This is a genomic window from Muricoprocola aceti (assembly GCF_025567005.1).
GTDB classification, from domain to species: domain Bacteria; phylum Bacillota; class Clostridia; order Lachnospirales; family Lachnospiraceae; genus Marvinbryantia; species Marvinbryantia aceti.
Genome location: NZ_JAOQKE010000001.1, coordinates 101,650 through 127,436 on the forward strand (window position 1 = coordinate 101,650; position 25,787 = coordinate 127,436).

Annotated in this window: 28 protein-coding genes, 2 pseudogenes and 1 riboswitch; of the genes and pseudogenes, 27 read left to right on the forward strand and 3 right to left on the reverse strand. The window is 43.7% G+C overall.

What is annotated here, in order from left to right; translation table 11 throughout:
• Positions 1–6 precede the first annotated feature (6 nt).
• The 15 genes and pseudogenes from OCV47_RS00505 to OCV47_RS00575 all read left to right on the forward strand — a co-directional run bounded on the left by OCV47_RS00505 (position 7) and on the right by OCV47_RS00575 (position 12,231).
• Positions 7–2,073, forward strand: coding sequence for a YgiQ family radical SAM protein (locus OCV47_RS00505; protein WP_262653020.1), 2,067 nt, complete (start codon positions 7–9; stop codon positions 2,071–2,073).
• 25 nt (positions 2,074–2,098) lie between these two features.
• On the forward strand, positions 2,099–2,704 hold the full coding sequence (locus OCV47_RS00510; protein WP_262653021.1) for a hypothetical protein: 606 nt from the start codon (positions 2,099–2,101) through the stop codon (positions 2,702–2,704).
• A gap of 95 nt (positions 2,705–2,799) precedes the next feature.
• Positions 2,800–3,888, forward strand: a complete 1,089-nt coding sequence (locus OCV47_RS00515; protein WP_262653023.1) for an RluA family pseudouridine synthase — start codon at positions 2,800–2,802, stop codon at positions 3,886–3,888.
• 1 nt (position 3,889) lies between these two features.
• Positions 3,890–4,423 carry a Holliday junction resolvase RecU gene (locus tag OCV47_RS00520; RefSeq protein ID WP_262653024.1) on the forward strand — a complete coding sequence of 178 codons (534 nt, stop codon included), beginning with the start codon at positions 3,890–3,892 and terminating at the stop codon, positions 4,421–4,423.
• Positions 4,424–4,594: 171 nt separating this feature from the next.
• Positions 4,595–5,761: an ATP phosphoribosyltransferase regulatory subunit gene (gene hisZ, locus OCV47_RS00525; RefSeq protein WP_262653025.1), complete on the forward strand. Its 1,167-nt coding sequence runs from the start codon at positions 4,595–4,597 to the stop codon at positions 5,759–5,761.
• A gap of 120 nt (positions 5,762–5,881) precedes the next feature.
• Entirely contained in the window at positions 5,882–6,526 is a 645-nt protein-coding gene (gene hisG / locus OCV47_RS00530) for an ATP phosphoribosyltransferase (RefSeq protein WP_256296198.1), read from the forward strand.
• Positions 6,527–6,594: 68 nt separating this feature from the next.
• On the forward strand, positions 6,595–7,884 hold the full coding sequence (hisD, locus tag OCV47_RS00535) for a histidinol dehydrogenase (RefSeq protein ID WP_262653027.1): 1,290 nt from the start codon (positions 6,595–6,597) through the stop codon (positions 7,882–7,884).
• A gap of 50 nt (positions 7,885–7,934) precedes the next feature.
• Positions 7,935–8,525: an imidazoleglycerol-phosphate dehydratase HisB gene (gene hisB / locus OCV47_RS00540; protein ID WP_262653029.1), complete on the forward strand. Its 591-nt coding sequence runs from the start codon at positions 7,935–7,937 to the stop codon at positions 8,523–8,525.
• A gap of 23 nt (positions 8,526–8,548) precedes the next feature.
• The gene (hisI, locus tag OCV47_RS00545) at positions 8,549–9,766 is read left to right on the forward strand and encodes a phosphoribosyl-AMP cyclohydrolase (RefSeq protein ID WP_262653032.1); all 1,218 of its coding nucleotides are present in this window, start codon (positions 8,549–8,551) and stop codon (positions 9,764–9,766) included.
• 82 nt (positions 9,767–9,848) lie between these two features.
• Positions 9,849–9,975: riboswitch (cyclic di-GMP riboswitch) on the forward strand.
• Positions 9,976–10,093: 118 nt separating this feature from the next.
• A pseudogene (locus tag OCV47_RS00550) lies at positions 10,094–10,822 on the forward strand (CpsB/CapC family capsule biosynthesis tyrosine phosphatase).
• Positions 10,815–10,937, forward strand: a complete 123-nt coding sequence (locus OCV47_RS00555; protein WP_262653034.1) for a hypothetical protein — start codon at positions 10,815–10,817, stop codon at positions 10,935–10,937. The pseudogene OCV47_RS00550 and the gene OCV47_RS00555 overlap by 8 nt, the downstream one beginning before the upstream one ends.
• A 16-nt stretch (positions 10,938–10,953) precedes the next feature.
• Positions 10,954–11,244: a hypothetical protein gene (locus tag OCV47_RS00560; RefSeq protein WP_262653036.1), complete on the forward strand. Its 291-nt coding sequence runs from the start codon at positions 10,954–10,956 to the stop codon at positions 11,242–11,244.
• A 47-nt stretch (positions 11,245–11,291) separates the two neighbouring features.
• The gene (locus OCV47_RS00565) at positions 11,292–11,651 is read left to right on the forward strand and encodes an LCP family glycopolymer transferase (RefSeq protein WP_262653438.1); all 360 of its coding nucleotides are present in this window, start codon (positions 11,292–11,294) and stop codon (positions 11,649–11,651) included.
• Positions 11,652–11,702: 51 nt separating this feature from the next.
• Positions 11,703–11,987, forward strand: coding sequence for a PDDEXK family nuclease (locus tag OCV47_RS00570; protein WP_262653038.1), 285 nt, complete (start codon positions 11,703–11,705; stop codon positions 11,985–11,987).
• Positions 11,988–12,012: 25 nt separating this feature from the next.
• Positions 12,013–12,231, forward strand: a complete 219-nt coding sequence (locus OCV47_RS00575) for a Wzz/FepE/Etk N-terminal domain-containing protein (protein WP_262653039.1) — start codon at positions 12,013–12,015, stop codon at positions 12,229–12,231.
• Here the strand turns inward: OCV47_RS00575 and OCV47_RS00580 are convergent.
• Positions 12,162–12,539 (reverse strand): hypothetical protein, encoded by a 378-nt coding sequence (locus tag OCV47_RS00580; RefSeq protein ID WP_262653040.1) that lies wholly within the window; start codon positions 12,537–12,539, stop codon positions 12,162–12,164. The genes OCV47_RS00575 and OCV47_RS00580 overlap by 70 nt on opposite strands.
• 162 nt (positions 12,540–12,701) lie before the next feature.
• On the opposite strand from OCV47_RS00580, the pseudogene OCV47_RS00585 reads away from it, so the two are divergent.
• From OCV47_RS00585 to OCV47_RS00600, 4 genes and pseudogenes are all read left to right on the forward strand, one after another.
• Positions 12,702–13,079, forward strand: a pseudogene (locus OCV47_RS00585) (pyridoxamine 5'-phosphate oxidase family protein); the annotation flags it as partial.
• 272 nt (positions 13,080–13,351) lie between these two features.
• The gene (locus OCV47_RS00590; protein WP_262653041.1) at positions 13,352–13,993 is read left to right on the forward strand and encodes a hypothetical protein; all 642 of its coding nucleotides are present in this window, start codon (positions 13,352–13,354) and stop codon (positions 13,991–13,993) included.
• Complete coding sequence (locus tag OCV47_RS00595) at positions 13,977–14,885, forward strand: nucleotidyl transferase AbiEii/AbiGii toxin family protein (RefSeq protein WP_262653042.1); 909 nt, start codon at positions 13,977–13,979, stop codon at positions 14,883–14,885. The genes OCV47_RS00590 and OCV47_RS00595 overlap by 17 nt, the downstream gene beginning before the upstream one ends.
• Positions 14,886–14,923: 38 nt before the next feature.
• Complete coding sequence (locus OCV47_RS00600; protein ID WP_262653044.1) at positions 14,924–15,109, forward strand: hydrogenase maturation nickel metallochaperone HypA; 186 nt, start codon at positions 14,924–14,926, stop codon at positions 15,107–15,109.
• A 15-nt stretch (positions 15,110–15,124) separates the two neighbouring features.
• On the opposite strand, the gene OCV47_RS15955 is transcribed toward OCV47_RS00600, so the two are convergent.
• Positions 15,125–15,232 carry a helix-turn-helix domain-containing protein gene (locus OCV47_RS15955; protein ID WP_262653045.1) on the reverse strand — a complete coding sequence of 36 codons (108 nt, stop codon included), beginning with the start codon at positions 15,230–15,232 and terminating at the stop codon, positions 15,125–15,127.
• Positions 15,233–16,094: 862 nt separating this feature from the next.
• Here OCV47_RS15955 and OCV47_RS16130 point away from each other — a divergent pair.
• Together OCV47_RS16130 and OCV47_RS00610 are read left to right on the forward strand one after the other, a co-directional pair.
• Positions 16,095–16,160 carry an SEC-C metal-binding domain-containing protein gene (locus tag OCV47_RS16130; protein WP_416888001.1) on the forward strand — a complete coding sequence of 22 codons (66 nt, stop codon included), beginning with the start codon at positions 16,095–16,097 and terminating at the stop codon, positions 16,158–16,160.
• A 28-nt stretch (positions 16,161–16,188) separates the two neighbouring features.
• Positions 16,189–17,886, forward strand: a complete 1,698-nt coding sequence (locus OCV47_RS00610; RefSeq protein ID WP_262653439.1) for an ATP-binding protein — start codon at positions 16,189–16,191, stop codon at positions 17,884–17,886.
• 229 nt (positions 17,887–18,115) lie between these two features.
• Here the strand turns inward: OCV47_RS00610 and OCV47_RS00615 are convergent, their stop codons facing one another.
• Positions 18,116–18,373 (reverse strand): ATP-binding protein, encoded by a 258-nt coding sequence (locus OCV47_RS00615; RefSeq protein WP_331481085.1) that lies wholly within the window; start codon positions 18,371–18,373, stop codon positions 18,116–18,118.
• A 141-nt stretch (positions 18,374–18,514) separates the two neighbouring features.
• On the opposite strand from OCV47_RS00615, the gene OCV47_RS00620 reads away from it, so the two are divergent.
• From OCV47_RS00620 to OCV47_RS15815, 6 genes are all read left to right on the forward strand, one after another.
• Complete coding sequence (locus OCV47_RS00620) at positions 18,515–19,957, forward strand: carbon starvation CstA family protein (RefSeq protein ID WP_262653047.1); 1,443 nt, start codon at positions 18,515–18,517, stop codon at positions 19,955–19,957.
• A 164-nt stretch (positions 19,958–20,121) separates the two neighbouring features.
• Positions 20,122–21,126, forward strand: coding sequence for a DUF998 domain-containing protein (locus tag OCV47_RS00625; RefSeq protein WP_416888002.1), 1,005 nt, complete (start codon positions 20,122–20,124; stop codon positions 21,124–21,126).
• A gap of 266 nt (positions 21,127–21,392) precedes the next feature.
• Positions 21,393–22,943, forward strand: a complete 1,551-nt coding sequence (locus tag OCV47_RS00630; RefSeq protein WP_262653050.1) for a histidine kinase N-terminal 7TM domain-containing protein — start codon at positions 21,393–21,395, stop codon at positions 22,941–22,943.
• 18 nt (positions 22,944–22,961) lie between these two features.
• Complete coding sequence (locus tag OCV47_RS00635) at positions 22,962–24,293, forward strand: sensor histidine kinase (RefSeq protein ID WP_262653053.1); 1,332 nt, start codon at positions 22,962–22,964, stop codon at positions 24,291–24,293.
• Positions 24,259–24,888, forward strand: a complete 630-nt coding sequence (locus OCV47_RS00640; RefSeq protein WP_256296279.1) for a response regulator transcription factor — start codon at positions 24,259–24,261, stop codon at positions 24,886–24,888. The genes OCV47_RS00635 and OCV47_RS00640 overlap by 35 nt, the downstream gene beginning before the upstream one ends.
• A 66-nt stretch (positions 24,889–24,954) precedes the next feature.
• A complete protein-coding gene (locus OCV47_RS15815) occupies positions 24,955–25,758 on the forward strand; it encodes a DUF4428 domain-containing protein (RefSeq protein ID WP_331481086.1) in 804 nt (267 codons plus the stop codon).
• The last annotated feature ends 29 nt before the right edge of the window (positions 25,759–25,787 follow it).

Below are 25,787 nucleotides of genomic sequence, written 5' to 3' on the forward strand. Positions count from 1 at the left end.
GCAATAATGACAAATGGATTTTTACCTGTGTCAGCAAAAGATCTGGCACAGCGCAACATCAAACAGCTGGATTTTGTATATGTGACAGGAGATGCCTATGTAGATCATCCATCTTTTGCCCATGCAGTTATCAGCCGGATTCTGGAGCATAATGGTTATACTGTGGGGATCATTGCACAGCCAGACTGGAAAGATGATACCAGCATCACCATACTGGGAGAACCGAGGCTGGGATTTCTGGTATCTGGTGGGAATATGGATTCTATGGTGAACCATTATTCGGTTTCCAAAAAAAGAAGAAAGACGGATGCCTTCACACCGGGAGGCGTCATGGGAAAACGTCCGGATCACGCAACGGTGGTTTACTGCAATCTGATACGGCGTACCTATAAAAAGACCCCGATCATCATCGGTGGTATCGAAGCCAGTCTACGCAGGCTGGCCCATTACGATTATTGGTCAGATTCCCTAAAACGGTCCGTTTTGCTGGATTCCGGGGCAGACCTGTTGTCCTATGGCATGGGAGAGAGGTCGATTGTGGAGATCGCTGATGCACTGAATTCGGGGATTGATATCAAAGACATTACATTTATTGATGGTACAGTTTACAAGACCAGCCATCTGGAGGATGTCTATGATGTAACAAAGCTTCCTGCCTACGAATCACTGGTGGAAGACAAGATGAATTATGCAAGAAGCTTTTACATTCAATATTGCAACACGGATCCATTCAGTGGCAGACGGCTGGCAGAAGAGTATCCGAACGGGATTGCCGTGGTGCAGAATCCACCACAGAAGCCACTGTCTCAGGACGAGATGGACATCGTCTATGGACTGGATTATCAGCGCACCTGGCATCCGATGTATGATAAAGATGGCGGCGTACCGGCGATCGAAGAAGTAAAATTCTCCCTGGTCAGCAACCGGGGATGCTATGGTGGCTGCAATTTCTGCGCACTGACATTTCATCAGGGAAGAATTATCCAGACCAGAAGCCACAAGTCACTGATCAGTGAAGCAAAAAAGTTCATAGAAGAGAAAGATTTTAAAGGATACATCCATGATGTGGGAGGCCCGACGGCCAACTTCCGGCAGCCAGCCTGTGAAAAGCAGCTGGAAAAAGGCGTCTGTGTGAAAAAGCAGTGCCTGTTCCCGAAGCCTTGCAAGAATCTGCGCGTGGATCATTCTGACTATCTGAAGCTGCTGCGTAAGCTCCGTGCACTGCCAAAGGTAAAGAAAGTCTTTATTCGATCGGGCATTCGTTTTGACTATCTTATTGCAGATCCGGATGACACATTTTTCCGTGAACTTATTCAGTATCATGTCAGCGGCCAGCTGAAAGTTGCACCGGAGCACATCTCTGATGCAGTACTTGAGAAAATGGGAAAACCGGAAAATTCCGTTTATCAGCGATTTGTAGCAAAATATCAGAAGCTGAACAAGGCCTACGGCATGAACCAGTTCCTGGTACCATATCTGATGTCTTCCCATCCAGGTTCTACCTTGAAGGAAGCTATCGCGCTGGCAGAATATCTGCGGGATCTGGGCTATATGCCAGAGCAGGTGCAGGACTTCTATCCAACACCGTCCACGATATCCACCTGTATGTACTATACCGGTGTCGATCCGAGAACCATGCAGCCGGTCTATGTACCCAAAAATCCGCATGAAAAAGCCATGCAGCGTGCATTGATTCAATATCGGGATCCGAAGAACTACGATCTGGTCAAAGAGGCGCTGTTAAAAGAACATCGGGAAGATCTGATTGGTTTTGGACCTGAATGTCTGATTCGTCCGAGAAAAAATATCGGTCAGAAACAAAAAGAGAGTGGGCTCAATGAACGACGTGGAAAAGCAGGTCAGCAGACAGGCAGTCGAGGCGGAAAAGCAAGTCAGCAGACAGGCAGTCGAGGCGGAAAAGCAGGTCAGCAGACAGGCAATCGAAGCGGATGGCAGCAGGACACTTTCAGAAGAAATGGAAACGGGCGTGTAAATGATGTTGGCCAAAGCAGTCGTTCAGGTGAAAAAAGGAAGAAAAAGACAATCCGAAACGTGCACCACAAGAATGAATAATCAAAGTTGAAGAAAGGCATATTTTATGGCAAAGATACAAAAAGGGGATTTTGGATATATTAAAAGTCAGAGGAAAAAGAGGGTAGCCATCACAATTTTGATGTTTGCTATTCCGATTGTGATCTTCCTGACCGGACTTTATATCACCCACACAAGAAAAAACATGTTTACACTGGTGGCCATTCTTGGCTGTCTTCCAGCAAGTAAATTTGCTGTGAATATGATTATGATATGGCTTCAGAAGCCAATCAGCCAGCAGCAGCATGATGAAATCGCAGCTCATGTGAAGGACATGACCGTGATCTATGAGGCAACGGTCAGTGCCTATGAAAAAAACACACCATTTGTCAGTATTGTAATCAGTGGTTTGAATATTATCGGCTTTACCCAAAGTCCAAAAGCAGATCCGGCGTTCGCAGAGAAACATATCAAGAAGATTTTACAGGGCAATGGATTTAAATCTAATGTAAAAGTCTTTACTGATCAAAAACAGTTTTTACGCAGAGTAGACGAACTTTATCCAGATCATCTGGAAAAAGAAGCCCAAGTACCATTCACACCAGATGAACGTTATCCGAATGCAACAAGAAATGAACTGGTAAAGGCAGTGATCCTGGCAATTTCAATCTAAAAAATCAACCAAGCCCCGGAAAAGAAGAAATTAGTTGAATTCGCGGTCAAGTACCGTGCATTATTTATTCGGCATCACATGAGGAGTAATAGAATATGCGAGAAATACTGGTGTCCCCAGGCGAAGCGGGACAGAGATTAGACAAGCTTCTGGCGCGATATTTGAATACTGCGCCTGTCAGCTTTCTTTATAAGATGATGAGAAAAAAGAATATCACGCTGAATAGCAAGAAAGCAGTGGGAAAAGAACTGGTGCAGGTTGGAGACAGCGTCAAAGTTTTTCTGAGTGATGATACCTGGAGCAAGTTCAGCACCATTCGTAACCAGTCCAGTACCAGGTCAGCTCATCAGAAACAGATGAGTTCATGGGCGAAGATTCCTCCTTTGAAGAAAGAACAGATCATTTATGAAGATGATCATATACTGCTGATGAACAAGCCAGCAGGTGTTCTTTCTCAAAAGGCACAGCCGAAGGATATCTCGATCAACGAGCAGATGATTGCCTATCTGCTGCAAAGTGGGCAGATTACAGAGGAAAGCCTGCAGATTGTGAAACCTGCCGTATGCAATCGCCTGGACCGCAATACCAGTGGTCTCGTACTGGCAGGAAAAAGCCTGGCAGGTTTGCAGGGATTATCACAGATTCTAAAAGATCGATCTGTGCACAAATATTATGTTGCCTGTGTGGCAGGGCAGATCACGGAAAGCTGCCATATCGAGGGATATTTATTTAAAGAAGAAAAAACGAACAAAGTGAAAATTCTTCAAGAAGAGATACCAGGCGCAAAGAAAATTATAACGGAATATTCTCCAGTGACCTTTCAGCGAGCGAATGCCAATCGACTGTCTGTCAGGTGTGATTCTGTCAGATCGAAGCCTGCTAGTTCTGAAAATTCCAGCTGTGGCATCACCCTTCTGGAGGTGCTTCTGGTGACCGGGCGTTCCCATCAGATTCGTGCGCATCTGGCCAGCATTGGGCATCCAATTCTGGGAGATATCAAGTACGGCGACAGGAAGCTCAACCTTTATTATGAAGAACAGTACCGCATCCGTCATCAGATGCTTCATGCGGAGAAAGTTGTCTTCCCGGACAACTTAGGTGGAGCCCTGGCGCATTTGTCAGGGCAGACATTTACGGCACCATTGCCTGAGGAATTCCAGCGGGTGCTGAAGGGAGAAGCATAAGATGGCAACATGGAATTCCCGGGGCCTGCGAGGCTCTGTACTGGAAGATCTGGTCAATCGTTCTAATGAAATCTATCTGGAAAAAGGGCTGGCTCTGATTCAGAAGATTCCTACGCCGATTACACCGATTCAGATTGACAAACAGAGCCGGCATATCACCCTGGCTTATTTTGAACAGAAAAGTACGGTAGACTATATCGGTTGTGTACAGGGAATCCCCGTATGTTTTGATGCAAAAGAATGTATCAGTGACACGTTTGCACTACAGAATCTGCATGATCATCAGGTGCGGTTTATGACTAATTTCGAAAAACAGGGCGGTGTGGCATTTTTGCTGATTTATTATAGCAGCCGGGATTTATTTTATTATTTGCCTTATCGGGATATGATGGAGTTCTGGAACCGTAAAGAGTCTGGCGGCCGAAAAAGCTTTCGGATCGAAGAATTAAATATGGATTATACACTGACACCGAGACAAGGTATATTTGTTCCGTATCTGGATGGATTGCAAAAAGATCTGGGACAAAGGGAATGACCCCGGAAATAGCAAGTAAAAGATTTACCACTGAGGGATTGACAAGAGAGTGACTGGCTTTTATAATAAGACGGTAATTTAACGAATTAGCACTGTACTATAAGAAAGTGACAATGAGGGTAATTGCTCAGAATCGTGAAGGTATTGAGCAATTATGCGAGGAGAGTATTTATGGAGAGATTATTGCATACGCCGGATGGAGTCCGGGACATTTACAATGATGAGTGTGAGAGAAAGGTAAGACTTCAGAACCGGCTTCATGAAGTATTGAAGAGTTACGGTTATCGGGATATCGAGACACCGACCTTTGAGTTCTTTGATGTATTTAATAAGTCAGTAGGAACCACCCCATCCAAGGATCTGTACAAGTTCTTTGACCGTGAGGGCAATACTCTGGTCCTGCGTCCGGACATTACCCCGTCCATCGCAAGAGCGGTATCCAAGTATTTTCAGCAGGAAGAAGGCGAGATCCGTCTCTGCTATCAGGGAAATACCTTTATTAACAATTCCAGCTATCAGGGAAGACTGAAGGAGACCACTCATCTGGGAGCAGAGTTCATCGGAGCAGACTCCCCGCAGGCGGATGCAGAGATTGTGGCCATGGTAGTAGACTGCCTGAAAAGTGCAGGACTGGAGGAGCTTCAGATTAGCATCGGCCAGCTGGACTACTTCAAGAGCATTTTAAAAGATGTGATCATTGACGAAGAATCTGAAGGCAGATTAAAGGACTTCATCGCCAACCGCAATATCTTCGGCGTAGAATCCATTCTGGACCAGCTGGAGATTCAGGGAAAAGTACGGGATGCCCTGATGGCTCTGCCGGAGCTGTATGGATCGGTAGACATTCTGGAGAAAGCCATGGACTATGCGACGAATAAAGAGGCACAGGCCTCCATTGTGAGATTAAAAGAGATCTACCGTATTCTGGAATACTACGATGTAGCTCAGTATGTCAGCTTTGACTTAAGCATGCTTAGCCGCTATAATTATTACACTGGTATTTTCTTCCGGGGCTATACCTACGGAAGCGGAGATGCCGTAGTCAAGGGCGGTCGATATGACAATCTGCTGAAGCACTTTGGCAAGGATGCACCGTCCATCGGATTCGTAGTGGTGATCGATGAACTTCTGTCGGCACTGAAGCATCAGAAGATCGAGACAGAGCCACTGGAAGAGATCCTGACCGTTCCTTACGATGCACCTCATGAACGTGTTGCGGTACAGCTGGCCATGGCCATGCGCCATCAGGGCAAAAAAGTCATTCTGAAGGAATGTACCGGCGACTTCGGACCGGAGCAGGCGGCCGCTTTGAATAAATTGATGAAAACATACCTGTGATGCCGGAATTGGACAACTATTACACACAGAGATCATGTATAAGCATGATTGTGTCACAGAAATTACTCTACACAACGGTAACGAGATACAGTATTATATAGATAACAGAGGAAACAGATCATGCGATATTTGACATTTGCTTTAACCAAGGGCCGGCTGGCGAGGCAGACCCTGGCACTTTTAGAGCAGGTAGGTATCACCTGCGAAGAGATGAAAGATACCGATTCACGAAAGCTGATTTTTGTGAATGAAGAACTGAAGCTGAAGTTCTTCCTGGCAAAGGGACCAGATGTTCCGACTTATGTAGAGTATGGAGCAGCGGATATCGGCGTAGTGGGAAAAGACACCATTGATGAAGAGAACCGCAAGCTCTATGAGGTACTGGATCTGGGCTTCGGCAAATGCCGTATGTGCGTCTGCGGACCGGCGGAAGCAGCCGATCTTCTGAAGCACCAGCAGCGCATCCGGGTAGCCACCAAGTATCCTCGGATTGCAAAGGAATATTTTTATAATAAGAAATGCCAGACCGTAGAGATCATCAAGCTGAACGGTTCCATCGAGCTGGCGCCGATCGTTGGCCTGTCTGACGTGATCGTAGACATCGTGGAGACTGGTTCCACTTTAAGAGAAAATGGCTTGCAGGTGCTGGAAGAAGTATGCCCGCTGTCAGCCAGAGTTGTGGTGAACCGGGTGAGCATGCAGATGGAGAGCGAACGGATTACAGAGATCCTGAACAAATTGAAATGCCAGAGTCAGAAGTCATAAAAACAAGACGTGCCTGTCACGGAGCAATTCGTTGGCATTGATTATAAAAGCAGAGGAGACATACAGACATGAGAATCGTAACACTGACACAGGAGTCTAAGCAGAATCTCCTGGAGGATTTATTGAAACGAAGCCCGAACAACTATGGCGCCTATGAAGAGAAAGTAGCTGCGATCGTGGATGATGTAAGAAAACGCAAAAACGAAGCCGTATTTGAATATACCGAGAAGTTCGATCATGCGAAGATCGATGCGTCCAATATCAAAGTAACAAAAGAGGAACTGGAGGAAGCTTATACCCAGGTAGATCCGGAGCTGATCGAAGTGATCCGCAAGGCGCTGGTGAATATCCGCTCCTATCATGAGAAGCAGAAGCGCACCAGCTGGTTCGACAGCAAAGAGGACGGTACCCTGCTGGGACAGAAGATCACACCTCTTGCCAGAGTCGGTGTCTACGTACCTGGCGGCAAGGCAGTCTATCCATCCTCTGTACTGATGAATATCGTACCTGCCAAAGTAGCCGGTGTAGGCAAGATCATCATGACCACACCGTGCAATGCAGAAGGAAAGGTCAACCCGACTACTCTGGTGGCAGCCAACGAAGCAGGTGCCGATGAAGTCTACAAAGTAGGCGGTGCACAGGCCATCGCAGCACTGGCATTTGGTACAGAATCCATCGAAAAAGTCGATAAGATCGTAGGCCCAGGCAATATCTACGTAGCTCTTGCCAAAAAAGCAGTCTACGGATTCGTCAATATTGATTCCATCGCCGGACCAAGTGAGATCCTGGTGCTGGCAGATGAGACTGCCAATCCAAGATATGTGGCAGCAGACCTGCTGTCCCAGGCAGAACATGACGAGATGGCATCTGCCATCCTGATCACCACCAGTATGGAGCTGGCGAAGAAAGTATCCGAGGAAGTAGATGGATTCGTGGAAGTCCTTTCCAGAAAAGACATCATCACCAAATCCCTGGAGCAGTTCGGCTACATTCTGGTGGCAGAGACGATGCAGGATGCCATTGACGCAGCCAATGAGATCGCATCTGAGCATCTGGAGATCGTGACAGCCAATCCATTTGAAGTCATGACCAGGATCCGTAATGCAGGAGCCATCTTCATCGGAGAATACAGCAGCGAACCACTGGGCGATTACTTCGCAGGACCGAATCATGTGCTGCCGACCAACGGTACATCCAGATTCTTCTCGCCTCTGAATGTAGATGACTTCGTAAAGAAGTCCAGCATCGTATACTACTCCAGAGAAGCACTGGAAGCTGTACACGAAGACATCGAGAAATTTGCAAAGGCAGAGCAGCTGACCGCGCATGCTAATTCCATACACGTGAGATTCGAGTAAGATAAAAAAGCCAGTGGCGTATGCCACAAATGAACAGGAGGAACATCATCATGGCAGAACGCAGTGCAGAAATCAAACGTTTTACTTCCGAGACAGAGATCCGTCTGAACTTCTGTATCGACGGACAGGGAGACTTTGACCTGGAAACCGGGATCCCTTTCTTTGATCATATGCTGAACGGGTTCACCCGGCACGGATTATTTGACTTAAGCGGCAAGATCCGGGGAGATATCGAGGTGGATTCTCACCATACGATAGAAGACACCGGCATCGTTCTGGGAGAAGCGATCAGGGAAGCCATCGGTGACAAACGGGGCATCCGTCGCTTTGGACAGGCCATTCTGCCTATGGATGAGGCATTGGTACTGTGCGCCATCGATCTCTCCGGAAGACCTTACTACAGCTCAGATCTGACCTTTACCTGTGAAAAGATCGGAGATATGGATACCGAGATGGTACGGGAGTTCTTCTATGCTATCTCTTATTCCGCAGGAATGAACCTGCACTTTAAGCAGCTGTCCGGTGTGAACAACCACCACATCGCAGAGTGCGCGTTCAAGGCTTTTGCAAAAGCCCTGGATATGGCTACCAGTCTGGATGAGCGCATCACCGGTGTGCTGTCCACAAAAGGAAGTCTGTAAACGAGAAAGGAAGTCTGTAGAATATGAAAGAATCCAATGTGAAGAATTTGCTCGCACATATTTTTATGAAAAATGGAAAAGCCGTGACCGGACTGACAAATTTTCAGATTCTTGGAAAACGTTCCATTCCGGAACTGGCAAAATACTATGAGCATAAAGGGGCAGATGCCCTGATCTTATTCGACCTGGCAGAGTCAGAGGAAGAACACCGGCTTCACCAGCGGATCATCAAATGTCTGTGCAGTCGCAGCCAGATCCCGATCCTGGCAGGCGGCCACATTGATGATATCCGTGATATGGAAGAACTGATGAATATGGGATGCGACAAAGTCTTCCTGAATATGTCCAGGGAAGAAAATCGTGAACTCCTGCATCAGGCGCAGAAGCAGTTTGGCAAAGAGCATATCGCCGTCTGCATCAATGACTTCACTTTCCCGGAGGAAGAAAATGCCAAAATCGAGAAATATGCAGACGAAGTCATTCTTCTGGGAGACAACCGCCATCTCTATGAAGCGGTTCGCAGTCTTCCGGTGAACTGCATTCCGCTGATGGACATCATTGATTATCAGAGAGTCTATGTTTTATTAAAAGAAGAGAATGTATCTGGGATCTCTGGCAATGTGATCTCCAATACAGAAGTAGATCTCTTTGAACTTAAAGATCTGCTGCAGATGAAGGGGCTGAATATGCGGCAGCAGAAGTCTGCCATCGCCTGGTCTGAGTTCAAGCTGAACAGTGACGGCCTGATTCCTGTTATCGTACAGGATTATCGCAACAATGAAGTCCTGATGCTGGCGTATATGAACGAAGAAGCCTTCGACAAGACGGTCAAGACCGGCCGGATGACCTACTGGAGCCGGAGCCGTCAGGAGCTGTGGATCAAGGGAGAGACCTCCGGCCACTTCCAGTATGTAAAGCGCCTGTCTATAGACTGCGACAACGATACTCTTCTGGCTTACGTAGTACAGGTGGGGGCTGCCTGCCATACCGGCAATCGCAGCTGCTTTTATCGTGATCTGGTTCGGAAAGAATACGATGAGATCGATCCGATGGATACCCTTCACCATCTCTACGAAAAAGCAAAGGATCGGAAAGATGCGTTAATTGATCATCAGGCTGTGAAAAAACAGGCAGCAGATGTACTATATCACATGACGGATCTGATGGCGGAATATCAGGTATCCTGGGAAGACGTGACAGAAGAGATCAACCGTAGAGAACGAAAACATAAAGAAAAATAAAGTGTATATAAATAAGTACAAAATAATTATTGCATTTTAGACAGAATATGGATATACTTAATTTGAATTTTTAATTTAAAAAGCGAATGTAAGGCAAAATGACCGAAAGGTTATGACGCAAAACTACAGGGCCTGACAGTGACCGTACTTTTCTGACAGAAGTGATTTTCGATCGGGGGGGGGATTGGTAACAATGGCAGCCAGTTGCATTTGCAGACAGACTTGCCATGACATTGGAATGGTCTGATGATGAGACAGAATATTTGAGAGCTACAGGAGCGTCAGAACAATGATGCTCCTTTTTCATGCCACAGAGAGGATGATAGTTTGGCAGTTATAGATTTTCATTCACATATCCTGCCCGGTATAGACGACGGTGCCAGGAATATTGACAGTGCACTGGCGATGCTGGAGCAGATACAGACACAACAGATAGACATCATGGCAGCAACTCCGCATTTTTATGCGGCAAAGGACAGAATCGACACGTTCCTGAAGAAAAGAGAAACAGCCCGTGATGTCTTTATTCATGCAGTCAGAGAACATGGGATGAATGCTGTTCCGCAGATTCTTCTCGGAAGCGAAGTGGCATTCTTTGATGGGATCAGCAGAGCGAAGGAGATCGAAGCTCTGACTCTGGAAGGCACACGACTGCTTCTGCTGGAGATGCCATTTGTACCATGGACGGATCAGAATCTCATAGAAGTGGAAAGGCTGATCAAAGAGAGAGACCTGCATCTGATGATCGCGCATCTGGAACGGTTTCTGTGGATTCCGGGCAACAAGAAGTAGGTACAGCGACTGATGGAGCTTCCTGTGACGATACAGCTGAATGCAGAATGTCTGCTGGACTGGAGACATCGCCATACATTGCTGAAGCTTCTGAAAGAGGGCAGAGCCCATGTGCTTGGCAGTGACTGCCATGGAGCCCATCACCGGGTGCCGAATCTGGCAGAGGGACGGGCAGTGATCGAAAAGAAGCTGGGCCGATCCATTCTGGATCAGCTGGATCAGAGAGGAACCACACTACTAGAGGAGGTAAGGACAGATGAGTAAGAAGACTACGAACATCATCAGCGTGATATTATTTCTGGCACTGGAAGCACTGATGGTCTGTGAAGTAAACCATCCGGCAGGTGGAGCAGCAATGCTTGCTTCCATGATGCATTAGAAGGGACAGAGCAGCTATGACCCAATACCGAAGCAGAAAAGAAAAAAAGAAGGAACTATATAAGAAGCTTGGGCTGGCAGCAGTGGTGCTGGCAGTGGGAATCGGCGTAGTCGCCGGAGTCCTGGGTGCCGCAGACAAAAAGCTGCTTCAGCATGAACAGACAGAGACCAGGTCGGAGGACATCGTATACAAGGGCAAGACCTATACGCCAAAGGGAAATCTGGAGACCTACCTCTTTTCCGGTATCGATGCGACAGGCACCGTTGCCGAGCGGGATGCGAAGAACCTGGACAATGTGATGTACTGATCCTGCTTGTCCGGGATCGCAGTACCGAGCAGTGTAAGATTCTGACCATCGACCGGAATACCATTACACCGGTGCAGTTCTATGGGGAAAACGGAAGCAATCAAGGCACCGCTGAGGTGCAGATCTCTCTGGCACATTCCATGGGAGCTGACCATTCCAGTGCAGAAGGATGTGCGGAAAATACCATCGAAGCGGTATCCAACCTGCTGGGAGGAGCTCAGATTGATGGATATTCTATGGTAAATATGAGTGCCATCCAGATCGTCAATGATATGGTAGGGGGTGTCACAGTCACCGTCGAGGATGATTTTACCGGTGTAGACGATACCCTGAAAAAAGGAGAAACGGTTACACTGACTGATACGCAGGCAGAGAACTTTGTCAGGGGACGACGATCCATGAAGTAGGATGACACCAACCAGAACCGTCTGGCACGTCAGTCACAGTACGAAGAAGGATTGAAGGCCGCCTTTGCAGCAAAGTGCAGTGAGGACAATACCTTCCCGCTGGATTTCTACCATGGTCTGGAAGCATATATGACGACCAATATCAGCGCCAGAAAATTCAGCCGTATTGCGTTGCTGATGATTGACGATCAGGAAGAGACACCTGTGACCATGGCACCTATGGAACGGATGAGGATGAATGGCAGACTTTCACGCCGGACGAGGACAGCCTTCAGGAAGCCATTCTGGAACTGTTTTATAAAGAAACATAAGTTGGATATACAAGATCCAAACTAAAAAAATACATGAGGAGAACATCAACATGAACCATGAACAAATGAATGATGAGATGGAGATCGATCTTCTGGATTTGGCCTATATGCTGCTGGACAAATGGCATTACCTGCTGCTTTGTCTGCTGGCAGGAGCATTGCTCCTCAATGCCTTTTCCTTTTTCTTCATCGAGCCAACCTACGAGTCCACATCCAAGCTGTATGTGGTATCCTTCCCAATCAGGTGGCCGATAATCTCATCCAGATGATATTCTGCAATGATCTTACGAATCACAATGAATGCTCTGATTCTGAGACAGGCACTCCGGTCAGATTTTTCATTCATCTCTGGAAGTTTAGCCTCAGGGAAGTATTTCAAGTAATTAGTATTAGGATACATCGTCTCTGACGAAGCATTCAAGCACTTACCAATTGTTGTATTCTTCGGAATGGTATAATGCTTATCTGAACTATACTTGTGGTCGTAAGCATAGTAAATATAGGTTATTCCCCGGATCGTTTTTCTTGTGATTCCATGTCTGAAATCTGGAATTTTGACCTCATAATCAAAATACATGGCGCCCTCCAAACGAGAGTTAATTAACTCTCTATTATTATAGCACTATTTTCGAAAAATGATTACAAAAAGTGATGGATTTTAGCTTAAAATCAATGTTTCTGTGTTTATGTAACTTCGGCATTCAGAAACGAGAGTTAATTATCGAGGAAGTTCACAGTAAAGTTCTTAAAAGAAGCTGAAACATATTACTTGGCAACGGTCGAAGGCGACCAGCCGAGAGTGCGTCCGTTTGGCACGGTACATATTTTTGAAGGCAAGCTGTACATCCAGACTGGCAAGAAGAAGGATGTTTCCAAGCAGTTGCATGCCAATCCGAAAGCAGAACTGTGTGCATTTAAAGGCGGCGAGTGGATTCGCGTCGCTGGCCAACTGGTAGAGGATGACCGTGTGGAAGCAAGACAGTCCATGCTGGATGCGTATCCGGGTCTGAAGAAGATGTATGCCGCAGATGATGGCAACACTGAGGTGTTCTACTTCAAGAATGGTGTGGCTATCATTAGCTCTTTCACTCATGAGCCGAAGGTAATTAAGTTTTGATGATGTTGCCGTGTGTGGAACACATGCTCCTCTGTGCGAAAAAGAAAATTCTGTTATTGATAACAAAATAATGTTACTAATAATAGAATTCTTGAAATTGTGTGGTAGGTGATGCTTCTGTTTGCCGGTATCGTACCCCGGAAAGAAGAAATTCTTAAGCTTCCGTGGTAGCTTTAAAATGTAAGCAGTGACTTGTAATTTTATTATTTTTAACGTATAATAACAATAGAGAAGCGATATACTTCTAATAAGTATCGAGAGGAGGCGGAAAAGTGGCTTTAATTAATGAGGTATATGAATATATAGAAAACAAGTATAAGCCGAATGAACCGATTTTTTTAGCGGAATTAGATATTCCCGACATGAAACCGGTATCTGTTCGCCAACAAATGAAGAAGCTGACAGAAGAGGGAAGACTGAAACGGTTTGATGCAGGGATATATTATATTCCAAAAAAATCAATGTTTCGTTCCGGTTCAACCCTGTCGATAGATGAGGTTATTCGAAAAAAATATTTGCAAGATGGTGTTAACCGCTGTGGTTATGTTGGCGGAATTCTCTTTGCAAATCAGCTTGGTCTGACTACACAGGTTCCAGCTTTGTATGAAGTATATACAAATAAGGCAACAACAGAATATAGAGAAACCAAGCTGGCAAACTTACGTGTTATACTTCGAAAACCATATTGTGAAATTGATACGGAAAATGCGGAAACACTTCAATTTCTTGACTTGATAAAAGAAGTTGTGGATATTTCTGAGGTGGATGGAGAGGAGCTGACAAAAAGATTACTTGGCTATATGAAAAAGAAAAATATCGGATTTGAAAGCATGAAACCATTTCTACCGTATTATCCGGATCGCATTTATAAAAATATGTATGAGGTTGGGTTATTAAATGGCGTATCTGCATGAAGATAAAGAAGAATTTATAAACGCTGTCAATTTGGCAAGCGAATATTTTCATATCCTTCCGGTTATCGTGGAGAAAGATTACTATGTGACCATGATTTTACGGGAATTATCGAAGCGACAAGGGTTTGTTGTGTTTAAAGGTGGAACATCGCTTTCGAAATGTCATAAAGCAATCAAACGTTTTTCAGAGGATATTGATATTACAATTGATTCAAGGTTGTCACAGGGGCAGATGAAAAAGTTGAAAGAAGTTATAAAGGATATTGCAGCTGAGTTAGGGCTTGCAATTCCCAATATCGGGGAAACACGCAGCCGCAGAAGTTATAATCGATATATTCTGGAATATCAGTCAGCCCTGTCAGAACCTGATGATGCCGTTCAGAGTTCTGTGCTGATGGAGACATCTTTTGCGGAAATAGCTTTCCCGACAGTTATTCTTCAGGTTCATAGTTATATCGGTGATATGATGACGAAAGAGGCTCCAGATGAACTGGAAAATTTCCACCTGGAACCTTTTGAAATGAAGGTACAGGGACTTGACCGTACTCTTGTGGATAAGGTTTTTGCTATTTGTGATTACTATATGCAGGACAGAGTAAAAAAGCATTCACGGCACATTTATGATATTTATAAGCTGCTTCAAATCGTCCCGCAGACAGAAGAGTTTAGAGCACTTATTCAGGAAGTGCGCAGTGTTCGTGCTATGACAAATATCTGTCCATCTGCTCAATCGGAAGTTAATGTGTCAGAGATGTTGAATTTTTTGATAGAGAATGAAATTTATAAAGATGATTATGAAAAAATTACTGCTCGTATTTTGGAAGAAGATGTAAACTATGAAACTGCGATTGAGGCTGTAAAAAAGATTGCGGCATCAGGAATGTTCGAATAAAGTTTTTTAGTGTTTGGGCGGAATGGGAGTTGATGAAATTGGAAAGTGCGACAGAAAAAATTTTTACTTGTGATGCTTGTAAATACACATTTTCAGCAGCCAAATACGAGAAACGTTGTCCAGATTGCGGCAAGCTGCAAGTGAGGTCAGCTTCGCTAAAAGAGATAGACGATTATATACAAATTCAAATGGAAATTGTACAGGCAGAAAATCATATCCTTTAGAGGAATCTGCTTGCGTTAGTCTTTGTAATGAGTAGCAATATCTTCAATATCACAGTCGAGAATGTTGCATAATGTATTGATGGTATTTATGCTGACACCTTCATTATGCTGAAGTCTGGACAAAGTGTATACAAGAGATATATTCAGGAGAGATTAGAAGAAAAATTCGCACGCAATCGTCCCCGGAAAAGAAGAAACAAGCTGAATCCGTGGTCAGGTATCGGGGAGCCGTTCAGATTTGCCTTTGGAGGCGCCATCTCTTGGACGGGTATGAATCAGAACAATGCCAAGGGCTACACAGATCATGGAAAGCTGTTCATTAGAGTAGGGAGATCCGTTGTCTACCAAAAGCTTGTCAGGAAGCTTCCTGTATACTTTAAAGAGTAAAGGAAATTGACCAAAAAGAATACCTCAAGTAAATTTAGATTATTACTGACCTGGCAGTTGGTAAAATCTAAAAACACAAGAGGTATTCAAGATGAATGTTAAAACAAGAAAATCAAAAAATCAAGTAAATGTAGAAAATCAGGTAATTAATCTTTTGTCAAAAGAAGAATTGAGCAAGAAAATAGAGGTGATTGAAAAAGAACTGAAATAAAATCAATAGATTTAGGCTTGACAGAATAAGAAAAAATAAAAAGAAAAAACAGCAGATAAAAGTTTACTAAAAGATTTGTAAAATCTAGACTGCAAGGAAGCAAGAACGCAAAACTATAAAAGAAGGACGCAGAAAAGGGGTATTTTCTGCGTCCATGAACGATTACAGCAAACTCTTCGAAAAACGAAGGTTTGGCGAAGAAAAGTCATTTACAGAGGAGTGCTGCTTGATAAAAAGATTTTTTGCTGGTAAGATAATTGTAAAAGAACATTTCCAAACAATCCGAAAGCAAGTGATGACTGATGGATATGTTCTATGAAGTAAAAGGTGTCAGGCACTGGCCAAATGTTTATATGGCAAGTTATTATGGGGTAGAGAGTATAGAAGGTGTATCCAAATGATCCGTGTTCATGTGGAAGCGGAAAGAAATTTAAGAAGTGTTGTGGAAGATAACAGGAAAACAGAACAGGTGGGGCAGTGTATGGTTGAAAGGCTAAAACTTCCAATTGGAATTGAGAATTTTGCAGAGGTTCGAAAGTCAGGATTTTATTTTGTAGATAAGACGAAATTGATTGAGGAGCTTTTAACTCAGTGGGGGCAGGCGAATCTCTTTACGCGTCCGCGGCGTTTTGGAAAAACACTGAACATGAGTATGCTGCGGTATTTTTTCGAGATTGGCACGGACAAGTCATTGTTTGATGGGCTGTATATTTGTGGAAATAAGAAACTGTGTGAAGAATATATGGGAAGATTCCCGGTAGTGACGATCAGTCTGAAAGGTGTAAATGCGACAGATTATGAAAATGCGAAAGCACAGCTTATCCGGGTTATAAACCGGGAGGCACGGCGCCTGCAATTTCTGGAAGACAGTGAAAGATTAAGAACATCCGATTTGAAGCAATTTGACAGGCTGTTGGATAGCAGCATGGATATGGCAACGTTAACGGACAGTCTGAGGGAACTTACGGAACTTCTGGAGAAACATTATCAGAAAAAGGTAATTGTTCTGATTGATGAATATGACGTACCGCTTGCTGAGGCAAACGAGCATGAATATTATGATGAAATGGTGCTCCTGATCCGAAATCTTTTTGAAAATGTATTGAAGACGAATGACAGCCTGAAGTTCGCGGTATTGACCGGATGTCTGCGAGTGGCGAAAGATAGTATTTTTACAGGATTGAATAATTTTAATGTGTATTCGATTACGGATGTAGATTTTGATGAGAATTTTGGATTTACGGATGCTGAAGTAAAAGAATTACTGAAGTATTATGGTCAGGAAGAGCACTATGAAACGGTGAAGGAATGGTATGATGGATATCGTTTTGGAAATGCCGAAGTATATTGTCCATGGGATGTGATTAGTTATTGTGATCGACATCGAAACAATCCAACACTGCCGCCGGAAAATTACTGGTTGAATACCAGTGGGAATGATGTTCTGGAGCATTTTATAGATAGTATTGGTGAACAGAAAAAGATAACGCGAATGGAACTGGAACAACTGGTGAATGGAGAAAGTGTACAGAAGGAAATCCGACAGAATCTTACTTACAGGGAACTTTACGAGTCAGTTGACAATCTCTGGAGCACGTTGTTTATGACGGGCTATCTTACGCAGCGTGGAGAGACGAATGGAAATCGATATTATCTGGTAGTGCCAAACCGAGAGATCAGAAACATTATAACAGAACATATCCTGGAATTATTCAAAGATAATGTAGAAAAAGACGGCCAGATGGTAAATGAATTTTGTAATGCATTACTCCAGGGAAAACCGGAGAAGGTAGAGCAGATTTTTACGGAATATATGAAGAAGACCATTAGCGTCAGGGATACATTTGTACGGAAGCCTACAAAAGAAAATTTTTATCACGGTATTTTACTTGGAATTTTAAGTTTTAAAGGCGGCTGGATGGTTTCATCGAATAAAGAGTCTGGAGATGGGTACAGTGATATCCTGATCAGAATCGATGATGTGAATATTGGGATTGTGATAGAGATCAAATATGCACAGGATGGAAAAGAAGAAGCAGAGTGCAAAGAGGCGCTGAGGCAGATTATAGATAAACACTACACGGAAGCATTGGAACGGGATGGAATTCATAAAATAATGAAATATGGTATTGCCTGCAATGTGAAACGGTGCCGTGTGATGTTGGAAACGATAGGATAAGGAGGGGTATTATAACCGTACATCCGCATCCGTAACGGTCCTTGATTGTTTTTTGCAAGACCTTTTTGCATAAAATTGCAAAAACTTTTTGAAGGTCGTTGCAGCTGCATTTTGTAGGTAATTGCAAGCCCGGCTGGAAGTCATGGTACCTGCCAGCTATTTAAAAGGGCATTGCAGACATTCTTTAAATATTTTGCCTGCGTAGAAGCAGACTTTACTTTAGGGCAATTTACCCATTCTGACTGTTGATCTTTGAAAGTGTTTCATTAATGCTGGATTCCCGTAATCGGTTATTGATACCAGGAAACAGGATCAGTTCTACATGATGGGTCAGCCTGCCGATCAGTGCCGTTGTCATCCGCTGGTCGTAAAGAGCATTCACCCATTGGGAGAATTCCAAGTTCGTATTCAGGATGACAGACAAGTGAAATCCGTGGTCGGGTACCGGGCAGCCGGGCGTGAACCGGCCCCGAAAAAGAAGAAACAAGCTCCTTTCTTTATACCAAAAAGGTATGATATGAATATGAAATTAGTATAGCGACTTGACGGATAATAGGACAAAGCATATTGAATTATGTACAGATTGTACTATAATAAGAATGATGAAAAACACGTGGGAGGTGTTGTTATGTTAAGTTTTATTATCTGTTTTGCCCTGCTGCTGGGCGGATACTTTGTCTACGGCAAAGTGGTAGAGAATACCTTTGCACCGGATGACAGAGAGACACCTGCAGTCAGGATCAATGACGGCGTAGACTACGTTGTCATGCCACAGTGGAAGCTGTTCCTGGTACAGTTGCTGAATATTGCAGGACTGGGACCGATCTTCGGTGCTATGCAGGGTGCCCTCTGGGGACCGGTAGTGTTCTTATGGATCACGTTTGGTACCATTTTTGCCGGTGGTGTACATGATTATTTCTCCGGTATGCTTTCTGAGAGAAATGATGGAGCATCCATTTCTGAGGTATGTGGTATTTACCTTGGCGGTGTGATGAAGAACATCATGCGAGTATTCAGCGTGGTTCTGCTGGTTATGGTAGGTACCGTATTTGCAGTTGGACCTGCTGGCCTGATCGTGACACTGCTGAAGAATGCTGGTGTTGGCGGAGCTATGGCCAGTGTAGAAGTATGGCTGTGGATCATTTTGGCATACTATTTTATTGCTACCTTTATTTCCATTGATAAGATCATCGGACGTATTTACCCGATATTCGGTATCTGCCTGATCATCATGGCAGTGGGCGTTATCATTGGTATATTCACCAATCCGGCATATACCATTCCTGAGATCTGGAGCCACTTTACCAATATGCATCCGGATGGAAAACCGATCTGGAGCTTCATGTTTATTACCGTAGCATGTGGTGCGATCTCTGGTTTCCATTCCACACAGTCACCGTTGATGGCTCGTTGTATGAAGTCTGAAAAACAGGGACATTTCGTATTCTACGGTGCCATGGTAGCAGAAGGTGTCATCGCTCTGATCTGGGCAGCAGCAGGCTGTGCAGTATACGAAGTAACCGGTGGACTCAGCACAGGATTAAAAGAGATCCTTGCAAATGGTCAGTCCGCAGCGATCTATGATGTATGTATTAAGACAATGGGCTCTGTAGGTGTGGCTCTGGCTATGATCGGTGTTATCGTTTGCCCTATTACTTCTGGTGATACGGCTTTCCGTAGTGCCCGTCTGGTACTGGCTGACTGGTTCAAGATCGATCAGAACAAGATTCAGAAACGTCTGGTACTCTGTGTGCCGCTGCTGGCAGCAGGTGCTTTCATCGGACATCTGGATTATGCGATTGTATGGAGATACTTCAGCTGGACCAACCAGACTCTGGCGATGATCGTATTATGGACCGCAAGTATGTATCTGTATCGTGAACAGAAGAACTACTGGATCACAGCGGTTCCGGCAACTTTCATGAGTGCAGTATCCATGACCTATTTTGTATGTGCATCTGAGTGCCTGGGACTTTCCACCACAATTGCATATCCGGCAGGAATCATTCTGGCAGCACTGTTTCTGGGTATCTTTATTCATGCAACAAAGAAACCTGTGAAAGCCGCATAAAAATCATGTAGCCGGGAAGAACTCGACAGGAGACAAATCAGCTGATTTATACAGATCAGGCGGGGGAGGGACTCTCGCCTGGTCTGTTTTTAATAAAGCTTTGACATGGAGTGTCGGATACCGTGCACCAGATCAGAATAAGTGAAAAGAGAGAACAGATCATGATGTTAACAAAGAAGCTTGGAGCAATATCGCTCCCGGAGGAAGAAATAAAGCAGGATAAAAAGAATTGTCGGAAGTTTGGACCATGCGGTGTCGGAAAGAAGGCACTATATCTGAATAGCTTTTATATTGATCGTCAATATTATGTGCCAGTCAAATCGGTTACCAGAATTTTTAAAAGAGTGGCTATGAGCAAAGGCGGGTTTACCGGAAAGGGAATTTTTGGCACACTGCCATATCTGGTGGTGGAGTATGATAACGGAAAGCAAAAGCAGTGTAATTTTAAACATGAAGAGGATGTAGATCGTCTGCTTGCTTTTGTGGAAACAAATTTTCCCAATATTCCACTGCATAGTGTGGAGGCAGAACGAAAGCTGGCTGAGAAAGCCAGACGGCTGGCTGAAAAGAAATATGTATCCAATCTGTCAGACGAAGCAAAAATGAGTATTCAGAATCTGGAGCAGGCAGAAAAGTATCTTCACAGAAAATCAGATCTGTATATGGATTTAAGTCAGTCAGCCAGGAAGAAGCGTATTTATGATCGCAGTAATCCGGCTTACAAATGGGTGGCACTTGCGATTACGGTGATGGGATCAGGGGCATTTGCTTATGGTGTTTATTCACTGATTACCCATGCAGGATTTGGTATTTACTTTTTGTTATTTGGTCTGGCAGCAATTTTTCTGTTTGCAGGAGCCAATGTTTTGCCAACATCAAAAAATAACAGAAAGTATCTGGAACAGAAACTGAAAGATTCCATAAATGCTATGGAACATTATATACAATCCTGTCCGGATTTCCCGGTTCCGGCTTATTATGCCCATCCAGTCGTTTTGAAACGTATGACGGAGATCTTAAAGGAAGGACGTGCAGAGAATCTGGAAAGTGCTCTTCAGGTACTGAAGCAGGATTTAAAGGCATTAAATTCAAATGTCGTGGTAGAGCAGGAAGAATACGATGAAGTAGTGGCGATTAAATCAATGTTTCTGGTTATGGATTATAAATAAAAGAATAAAACACAGCAGCTGTATGAGAAAAAGCATCTATGGCTGCTGTGTTTTTTTATGCAGGAGGAAAATCTGCCCGAATGCACATTGGCAGCATCTTTGTTCTTATGTTAGAATAAAATCAGGAAATAAAAAGCTGTGGTTACTGTGGAAGTTATGAGGTTACATAATGGAACTGAAAAAAAATATATTATTCGGTAATCAGTGTCTGTCTTCTTATCTGTGCAGCGGTAAGCAGAGAACTTGCAAGAGAAGAAGATGGCATTTTGCTGGAAACAATCTTACAGTTCAGTCGTCATCTGATTCATGCCGGACTGCTGTTTATCTGGATGAGTACCATAAAGCAGCGGATTATGCAGGCTTCTGTCAGACGTTATCTGCTGGCAGCTGCCAGTCTGTTAGTACTATGGCTGTACATACGAACCTGCAAATGGATGTTTTTTCCAGCTGATAGCTGGGCGAACCGATACTGCTGGTATGCATATTATATAGCATTGATCTTTGTGCCATTGTTTGGCGTATTTGTCATTCAATATCTTGGAAAATCAGAGGACTATGAATTACCTGGAAAATGGAAACGGATGTATCTTCCGGCCATCCTATTATTATTACTGGTATTTACCAATGATCTTCATCAACTTGTTTTTTGCTTTCCGGACGGTGCAGCATTGTCAGACAGATATTATACATATGGTCCAGGTTATTTATTGGTTTCCGGATGGAGCATTTCGCTTGGATTGTACTTTGTTCTGTCATTGCTGTGGCAATGCCGTGCGCCTGGCAGACCATGGTTTCGAAAAATTCCGGTTTTTGTCATGCTGTCAGAAGTTGTCATTACAGTTTTGTATTGCATGAATATATTGAAGTGTGATGTGACTGCACTGAACTGTGTTATGATTGTTCTTTTGCTGGAGAGCTGCATACAAAGTGGATTGATTCGTTCGAATTCCCAATATGACCGTTTGTTTGAAATTGCAAATATTGAAGCACATATTGCAGATGAAAAAGGAAAGATACGTTATGTATCCGGTCAGGCACAACAACCGGAAGCGCAAGTCCGGACCTGGATGACCGGTTTGGAACATGAGGGTATCGTCATGGATGGAAAACGGCTGAAATGTGGTAAGTTAACCAGAGGATGGATCCTCTGGTGGGAAGATATCTCGGAGATTCTGGCGTTTACAGACGCTCTGGAGAAGGCGGGAAAACAATTATCGGAGAAAAACGATCTGATGAAGGCAGAACTGGAGCTTCGAGAAAAGAAGTTGCAGGTCGAAGAAAAAAATCGTCTATATGACCGTATGACAGAAGAAGTCACAGGACAGTTAGATCAGGTAGAACGGTTATTAAAAAAGAAAGACGAAAAGGAAGAACAGAAGCAGCTGGCGCATATTTGTGTGTTAAGTGCTTATATCAAACGGAGATGCAATCTTGCATTAATTGCAGAGAATACAGCCCTGCTTCAGGCCAGGGAATTAAGTTTTTGCCTGAAAGAGTCTGTTGAAATGATGCAGCTTTATGGAACCATGGTGTCTATGGACAGCTCTTGCCAGGGAGAAACAAAGGCAGAATATCTGATTGCTGTATATGATACATTTGAACAGCTGATAGAACAGATACTGGATCAGACTGAGGCACTGCTTTTGAATGTTCGTGTGTCAGATAATCAGATTTGTATGAGAATCCAGATGGATCTGGAAAAAGACTGGAACATACCAGAATGGAACCACTGGTATGCAGTGGGCGGAAGTGTGAATATCAGACAACTGGAAAAAACCTGGTATTTAGAATTTACAATAGAATCAGATTTGGTGTGAATAGAGGAGAATTTGAGCATGACTACGGTATCACAAATGTCAGGAGTTACAAGGGGAATGATTCTTCTGTGTCTGTACGGGCTCTTTCTGCTTCAGTTTGGATGCATGCTGACAGGGGTATGGAAGAAAGAAAAACCGATACTGAGATTCTGTCTGAGTATTTTAGTGATAACAGGAATCATATTGTTATCATTTCGATATGTAAATCAAAAACTCTTTTTTAACAGGTTATCAGATGGAAAGATCTTAGTGATGAAAATCAGCCAATTACCTTCCTGTGTAATCATAATCATACTGTTAAGTCTGACAATGCTGACAGGCAGGATGATCTGGCATGTAGTTCATTATGAAAGAAATACACTGACAAAATCTGCTATAAAAGAAAGTGTGGAATATCTTCCGATGGGACTCTGTTTTTTTACAAAACAGGGATTTATATTGTTGTCTAACTGGAAAATGGAACAGATATGTCAGGAATTGACGGGAAAGGATCTTCAGAATGGAAATGTTTTCTGGTCCAGATTATCACGAGATCAGATAACCAATCTTGCAGAACCGGTATGGCATGAACGAACACATTGCCTGCGTATGAAAAATGGAGAAATCTGGTCTTTTGAAAGACAATTGCTGAAAATGGATACAAAAAATGTGTGGCAGCTGACAGCTGTAAATATTTCAGAATTGTATCAGTTATCTCAACAGTTGAAAAGGGAAAACAGTCAGCTTACAGAAATGAATCAGAGACTGAGACAACATGGTGAAAATATGGATGCATATGTGCGCAGCCGTGAAATTCTGGAAACCAAGATCCAGATTCACAAAGAAATGGGGCAGGCGCTCCTGGCATCCAGAGCATATCTGACACAGACCGAATCCGTTATCGAAAAAGAAAGTGTACGAAAAAGATGGGAATATGTGGTATTGCTTTTGAAAAAAGAAGCAGAGATTTCAGAAGAAAAAAATGAATGGAAGCAATTTGTAAAAACGGCAGAAGATGCAGGTGTGAAGATTATCGTATATGGAGATATTCCAACAGCAGAAAAGACACTGGAACTGTTAATGGCTTCTGCGGCAGAAGCACTGACAAATGCTGTGCGCCATGGTGGAGCAGATCAGCTGCAGATTGAAATACAGCATGACACCAGATGGCATATATTTTTTACAAATAATGGGAAAAAACCAGAATCCATCGTGACAGAAGGCGGCGGACTTGGTTCTCTGCGTATTCGCCTTGAAGAAGTCGGTGGAAGTATGAATATTTTTACAAAACCAGAATTTGTTCTGGCAGTCACTTTGCCGGAGAAAGGAAGAGAACATGATACCAACACAGGTACTGATTGTAGAAGATGATCCTATGACCAGAACATTGTTTGAAATTTATCTGAAAAACAGTGAGCGGTATGTGCTGGCAGGATCAATTGAAAGCGCATCTATGGCAGAATTGTATTGTCTGACTAGGCAGGTAGATCTGATTATTATGGATGTCTGTACGGCATTTCATGCAAGCGGACTTATTGCTGCAGAAAAAATAAAGAAAAATCATCCAGAAATCAAAATTTTAATGGTGACCAGCCAGCCGGAATGTGATTTCATTCACCGTGCAAAGGAAGCAGGAGTAGATAGTTTCTGGTATAAAGAACCTTCTTCTGAAGTGATTTTAGATTTGATAGAACGCACAATGAACGGGGAGCATATTTATCCTGACAGTACTCCGCACCGGAAGATCGGCGGGGCGCTCAGCACAGAATTTACAGAGCAGGAACTGAAAATTTTAAGAGAGCTGACCAGTGGGGACACGGATGAGGAAATTGCGGCAAATCTACATCTGTCTATTTGGACCGTGCGGAAATATGTAAAGATTATGTTGGAAAAAACACAGTTTAAGTCACGGACGCAGCTCGCTGTAGCTGCAAGAGAAAGTGGTCTGGTTATTAAAGGGTACTAATATTAGGATAGATAGCTTTATTCATTTTTTTTATAATAAAGAAAAAGGTCCAGGGAGGTGTAGTGTATGGGTATTTTAGGAAAATTATTTGAAAAAAAGGTATGTGATATTTGTGGCGGTGAAATTGGAATGCTGGGGAACAGGAAACTGGATGATGGAAATCTGTGCAAAAATTGTGCCAAAGAACTTTCACCATGGTTTTCTGATCGCAGACACAGCACAGTGGAAGAAATTCGTCAGCAGTTAGCTTATCGGGAAGACAACAAGAAAAAAGTCCAGATGTTCCAGATCACCAGAGATTTTAAAGGCAGCAATGCGCATGTGTTTATTGATGATCAACACGGATGGTTTACCATCGCATCCCGGATCAATGTAGAAAATAATCCGGATATTCTGGAACTGTCTCAGATCACAAGCTGCCGTCTGGATGTGGAGCAGGAACGTACAGAGGAATTCTACGAGGATAAAGAAGGAAATGAACAGAGCTACGATCCGCCAAGATACAACTATTCTTATGATTATAAAATAGAAATCGGTGTTCGCGCTCCATGGTTCAATGAAATGAGAATATCGCTGAATACATTTTCCATCCCGGAACATGACAGGGGACGAATTCTCGATACAGAAAATCTGGGTAATCAGAATGTAGCCGCACTGACACAATGTCAGCAGACATACCAGCAGCCAATGGGACAACAACCGATGTACCAGCAGATGGGGCAGACAGGTTATCAGCAACAGATGAATACTCAGCCAGCTGCAAGCATCAAATGTGACAAATGTGGATGGACGCCAACAGATATGACCAATATTCCGAAGTTCTGTCCATTCTGCGGAGATCCAATCGACTGGAATGATCAGATCATGTAATGCATCAGAAGTAACAGATAGAATCAAAA

Bases quoted from the DNA above. Each gene is read 5' to 3' on its own strand.
- OCV47_RS00505 (WP_262653020.1), top strand. From the start codon at position 7: ATGACAAATGGATTTTTACCTGTGTCAGCAAAAGATCTGGCACAGCGC.
- OCV47_RS00510 (WP_262653021.1), top strand. From the start codon at position 2,099: ATGGCAAAGATACAAAAAGGGGATTTTGGATATATTAAAAGTCAGAGG.
- OCV47_RS00515 (WP_262653023.1), top strand. From the start codon at position 2,800: ATGCGAGAAATACTGGTGTCCCCAGGCGAAGCGGGACAGAGATTAGAC.
- OCV47_RS00520 (WP_262653024.1), top strand. From the start codon at position 3,890: ATGGCAACATGGAATTCCCGGGGCCTGCGAGGCTCTGTACTGGAAGAT.
- hisZ (WP_262653025.1), top strand. From the start codon at position 4,595: ATGGAGAGATTATTGCATACGCCGGATGGAGTCCGGGACATTTACAAT.
- hisG (WP_256296198.1), top strand. From the start codon at position 5,882: ATGCGATATTTGACATTTGCTTTAACCAAGGGCCGGCTGGCGAGGCAG.
- hisD (WP_262653027.1), top strand. From the start codon at position 6,595: ATGAGAATCGTAACACTGACACAGGAGTCTAAGCAGAATCTCCTGGAG.
- hisB (WP_262653029.1), top strand. From the start codon at position 7,935: ATGGCAGAACGCAGTGCAGAAATCAAACGTTTTACTTCCGAGACAGAG.
- hisI (WP_262653032.1), top strand. From the start codon at position 8,549: ATGAAAGAATCCAATGTGAAGAATTTGCTCGCACATATTTTTATGAAA.
- OCV47_RS00555 (WP_262653034.1), top strand. From the start codon at position 10,815: ATGAGTAAGAAGACTACGAACATCATCAGCGTGATATTATTTCTGGCA.
- OCV47_RS00560 (WP_262653036.1), top strand. From the start codon at position 10,954: ATGACCCAATACCGAAGCAGAAAAGAAAAAAAGAAGGAACTATATAAG.
- OCV47_RS00575 (WP_262653039.1), top strand. From the start codon at position 12,013: ATGAACCATGAACAAATGAATGATGAGATGGAGATCGATCTTCTGGAT.
- OCV47_RS00580 (WP_262653040.1), bottom strand. From the start codon at position 12,539: ATGTATTTTGATTATGAGGTCAAAATTCCAGATTTCAGACATGGAATC.
- OCV47_RS00595 (WP_262653042.1), top strand. From the start codon at position 13,977: ATGGCGTATCTGCATGAAGATAAAGAAGAATTTATAAACGCTGTCAAT.
- OCV47_RS00610 (WP_262653439.1), top strand. From the start codon at position 16,189: ATGGTTGAAAGGCTAAAACTTCCAATTGGAATTGAGAATTTTGCAGAG.
- OCV47_RS00620 (WP_262653047.1), top strand. From the start codon at position 18,515: ATGTTAAGTTTTATTATCTGTTTTGCCCTGCTGCTGGGCGGATACTTT.
- OCV47_RS00625 (WP_416888002.1), top strand. From the start codon at position 20,122: ATGTTAACAAAGAAGCTTGGAGCAATATCGCTCCCGGAGGAAGAAATA.
- OCV47_RS00635 (WP_262653053.1), top strand. From the start codon at position 22,962: ATGACTACGGTATCACAAATGTCAGGAGTTACAAGGGGAATGATTCTT.
- OCV47_RS00640 (WP_256296279.1), top strand. From the start codon at position 24,259: ATGATACCAACACAGGTACTGATTGTAGAAGATGATCCTATGACCAGA.
- OCV47_RS15815 (WP_331481086.1), top strand. From the start codon at position 24,955: ATGGGTATTTTAGGAAAATTATTTGAAAAAAAGGTATGTGATATTTGT.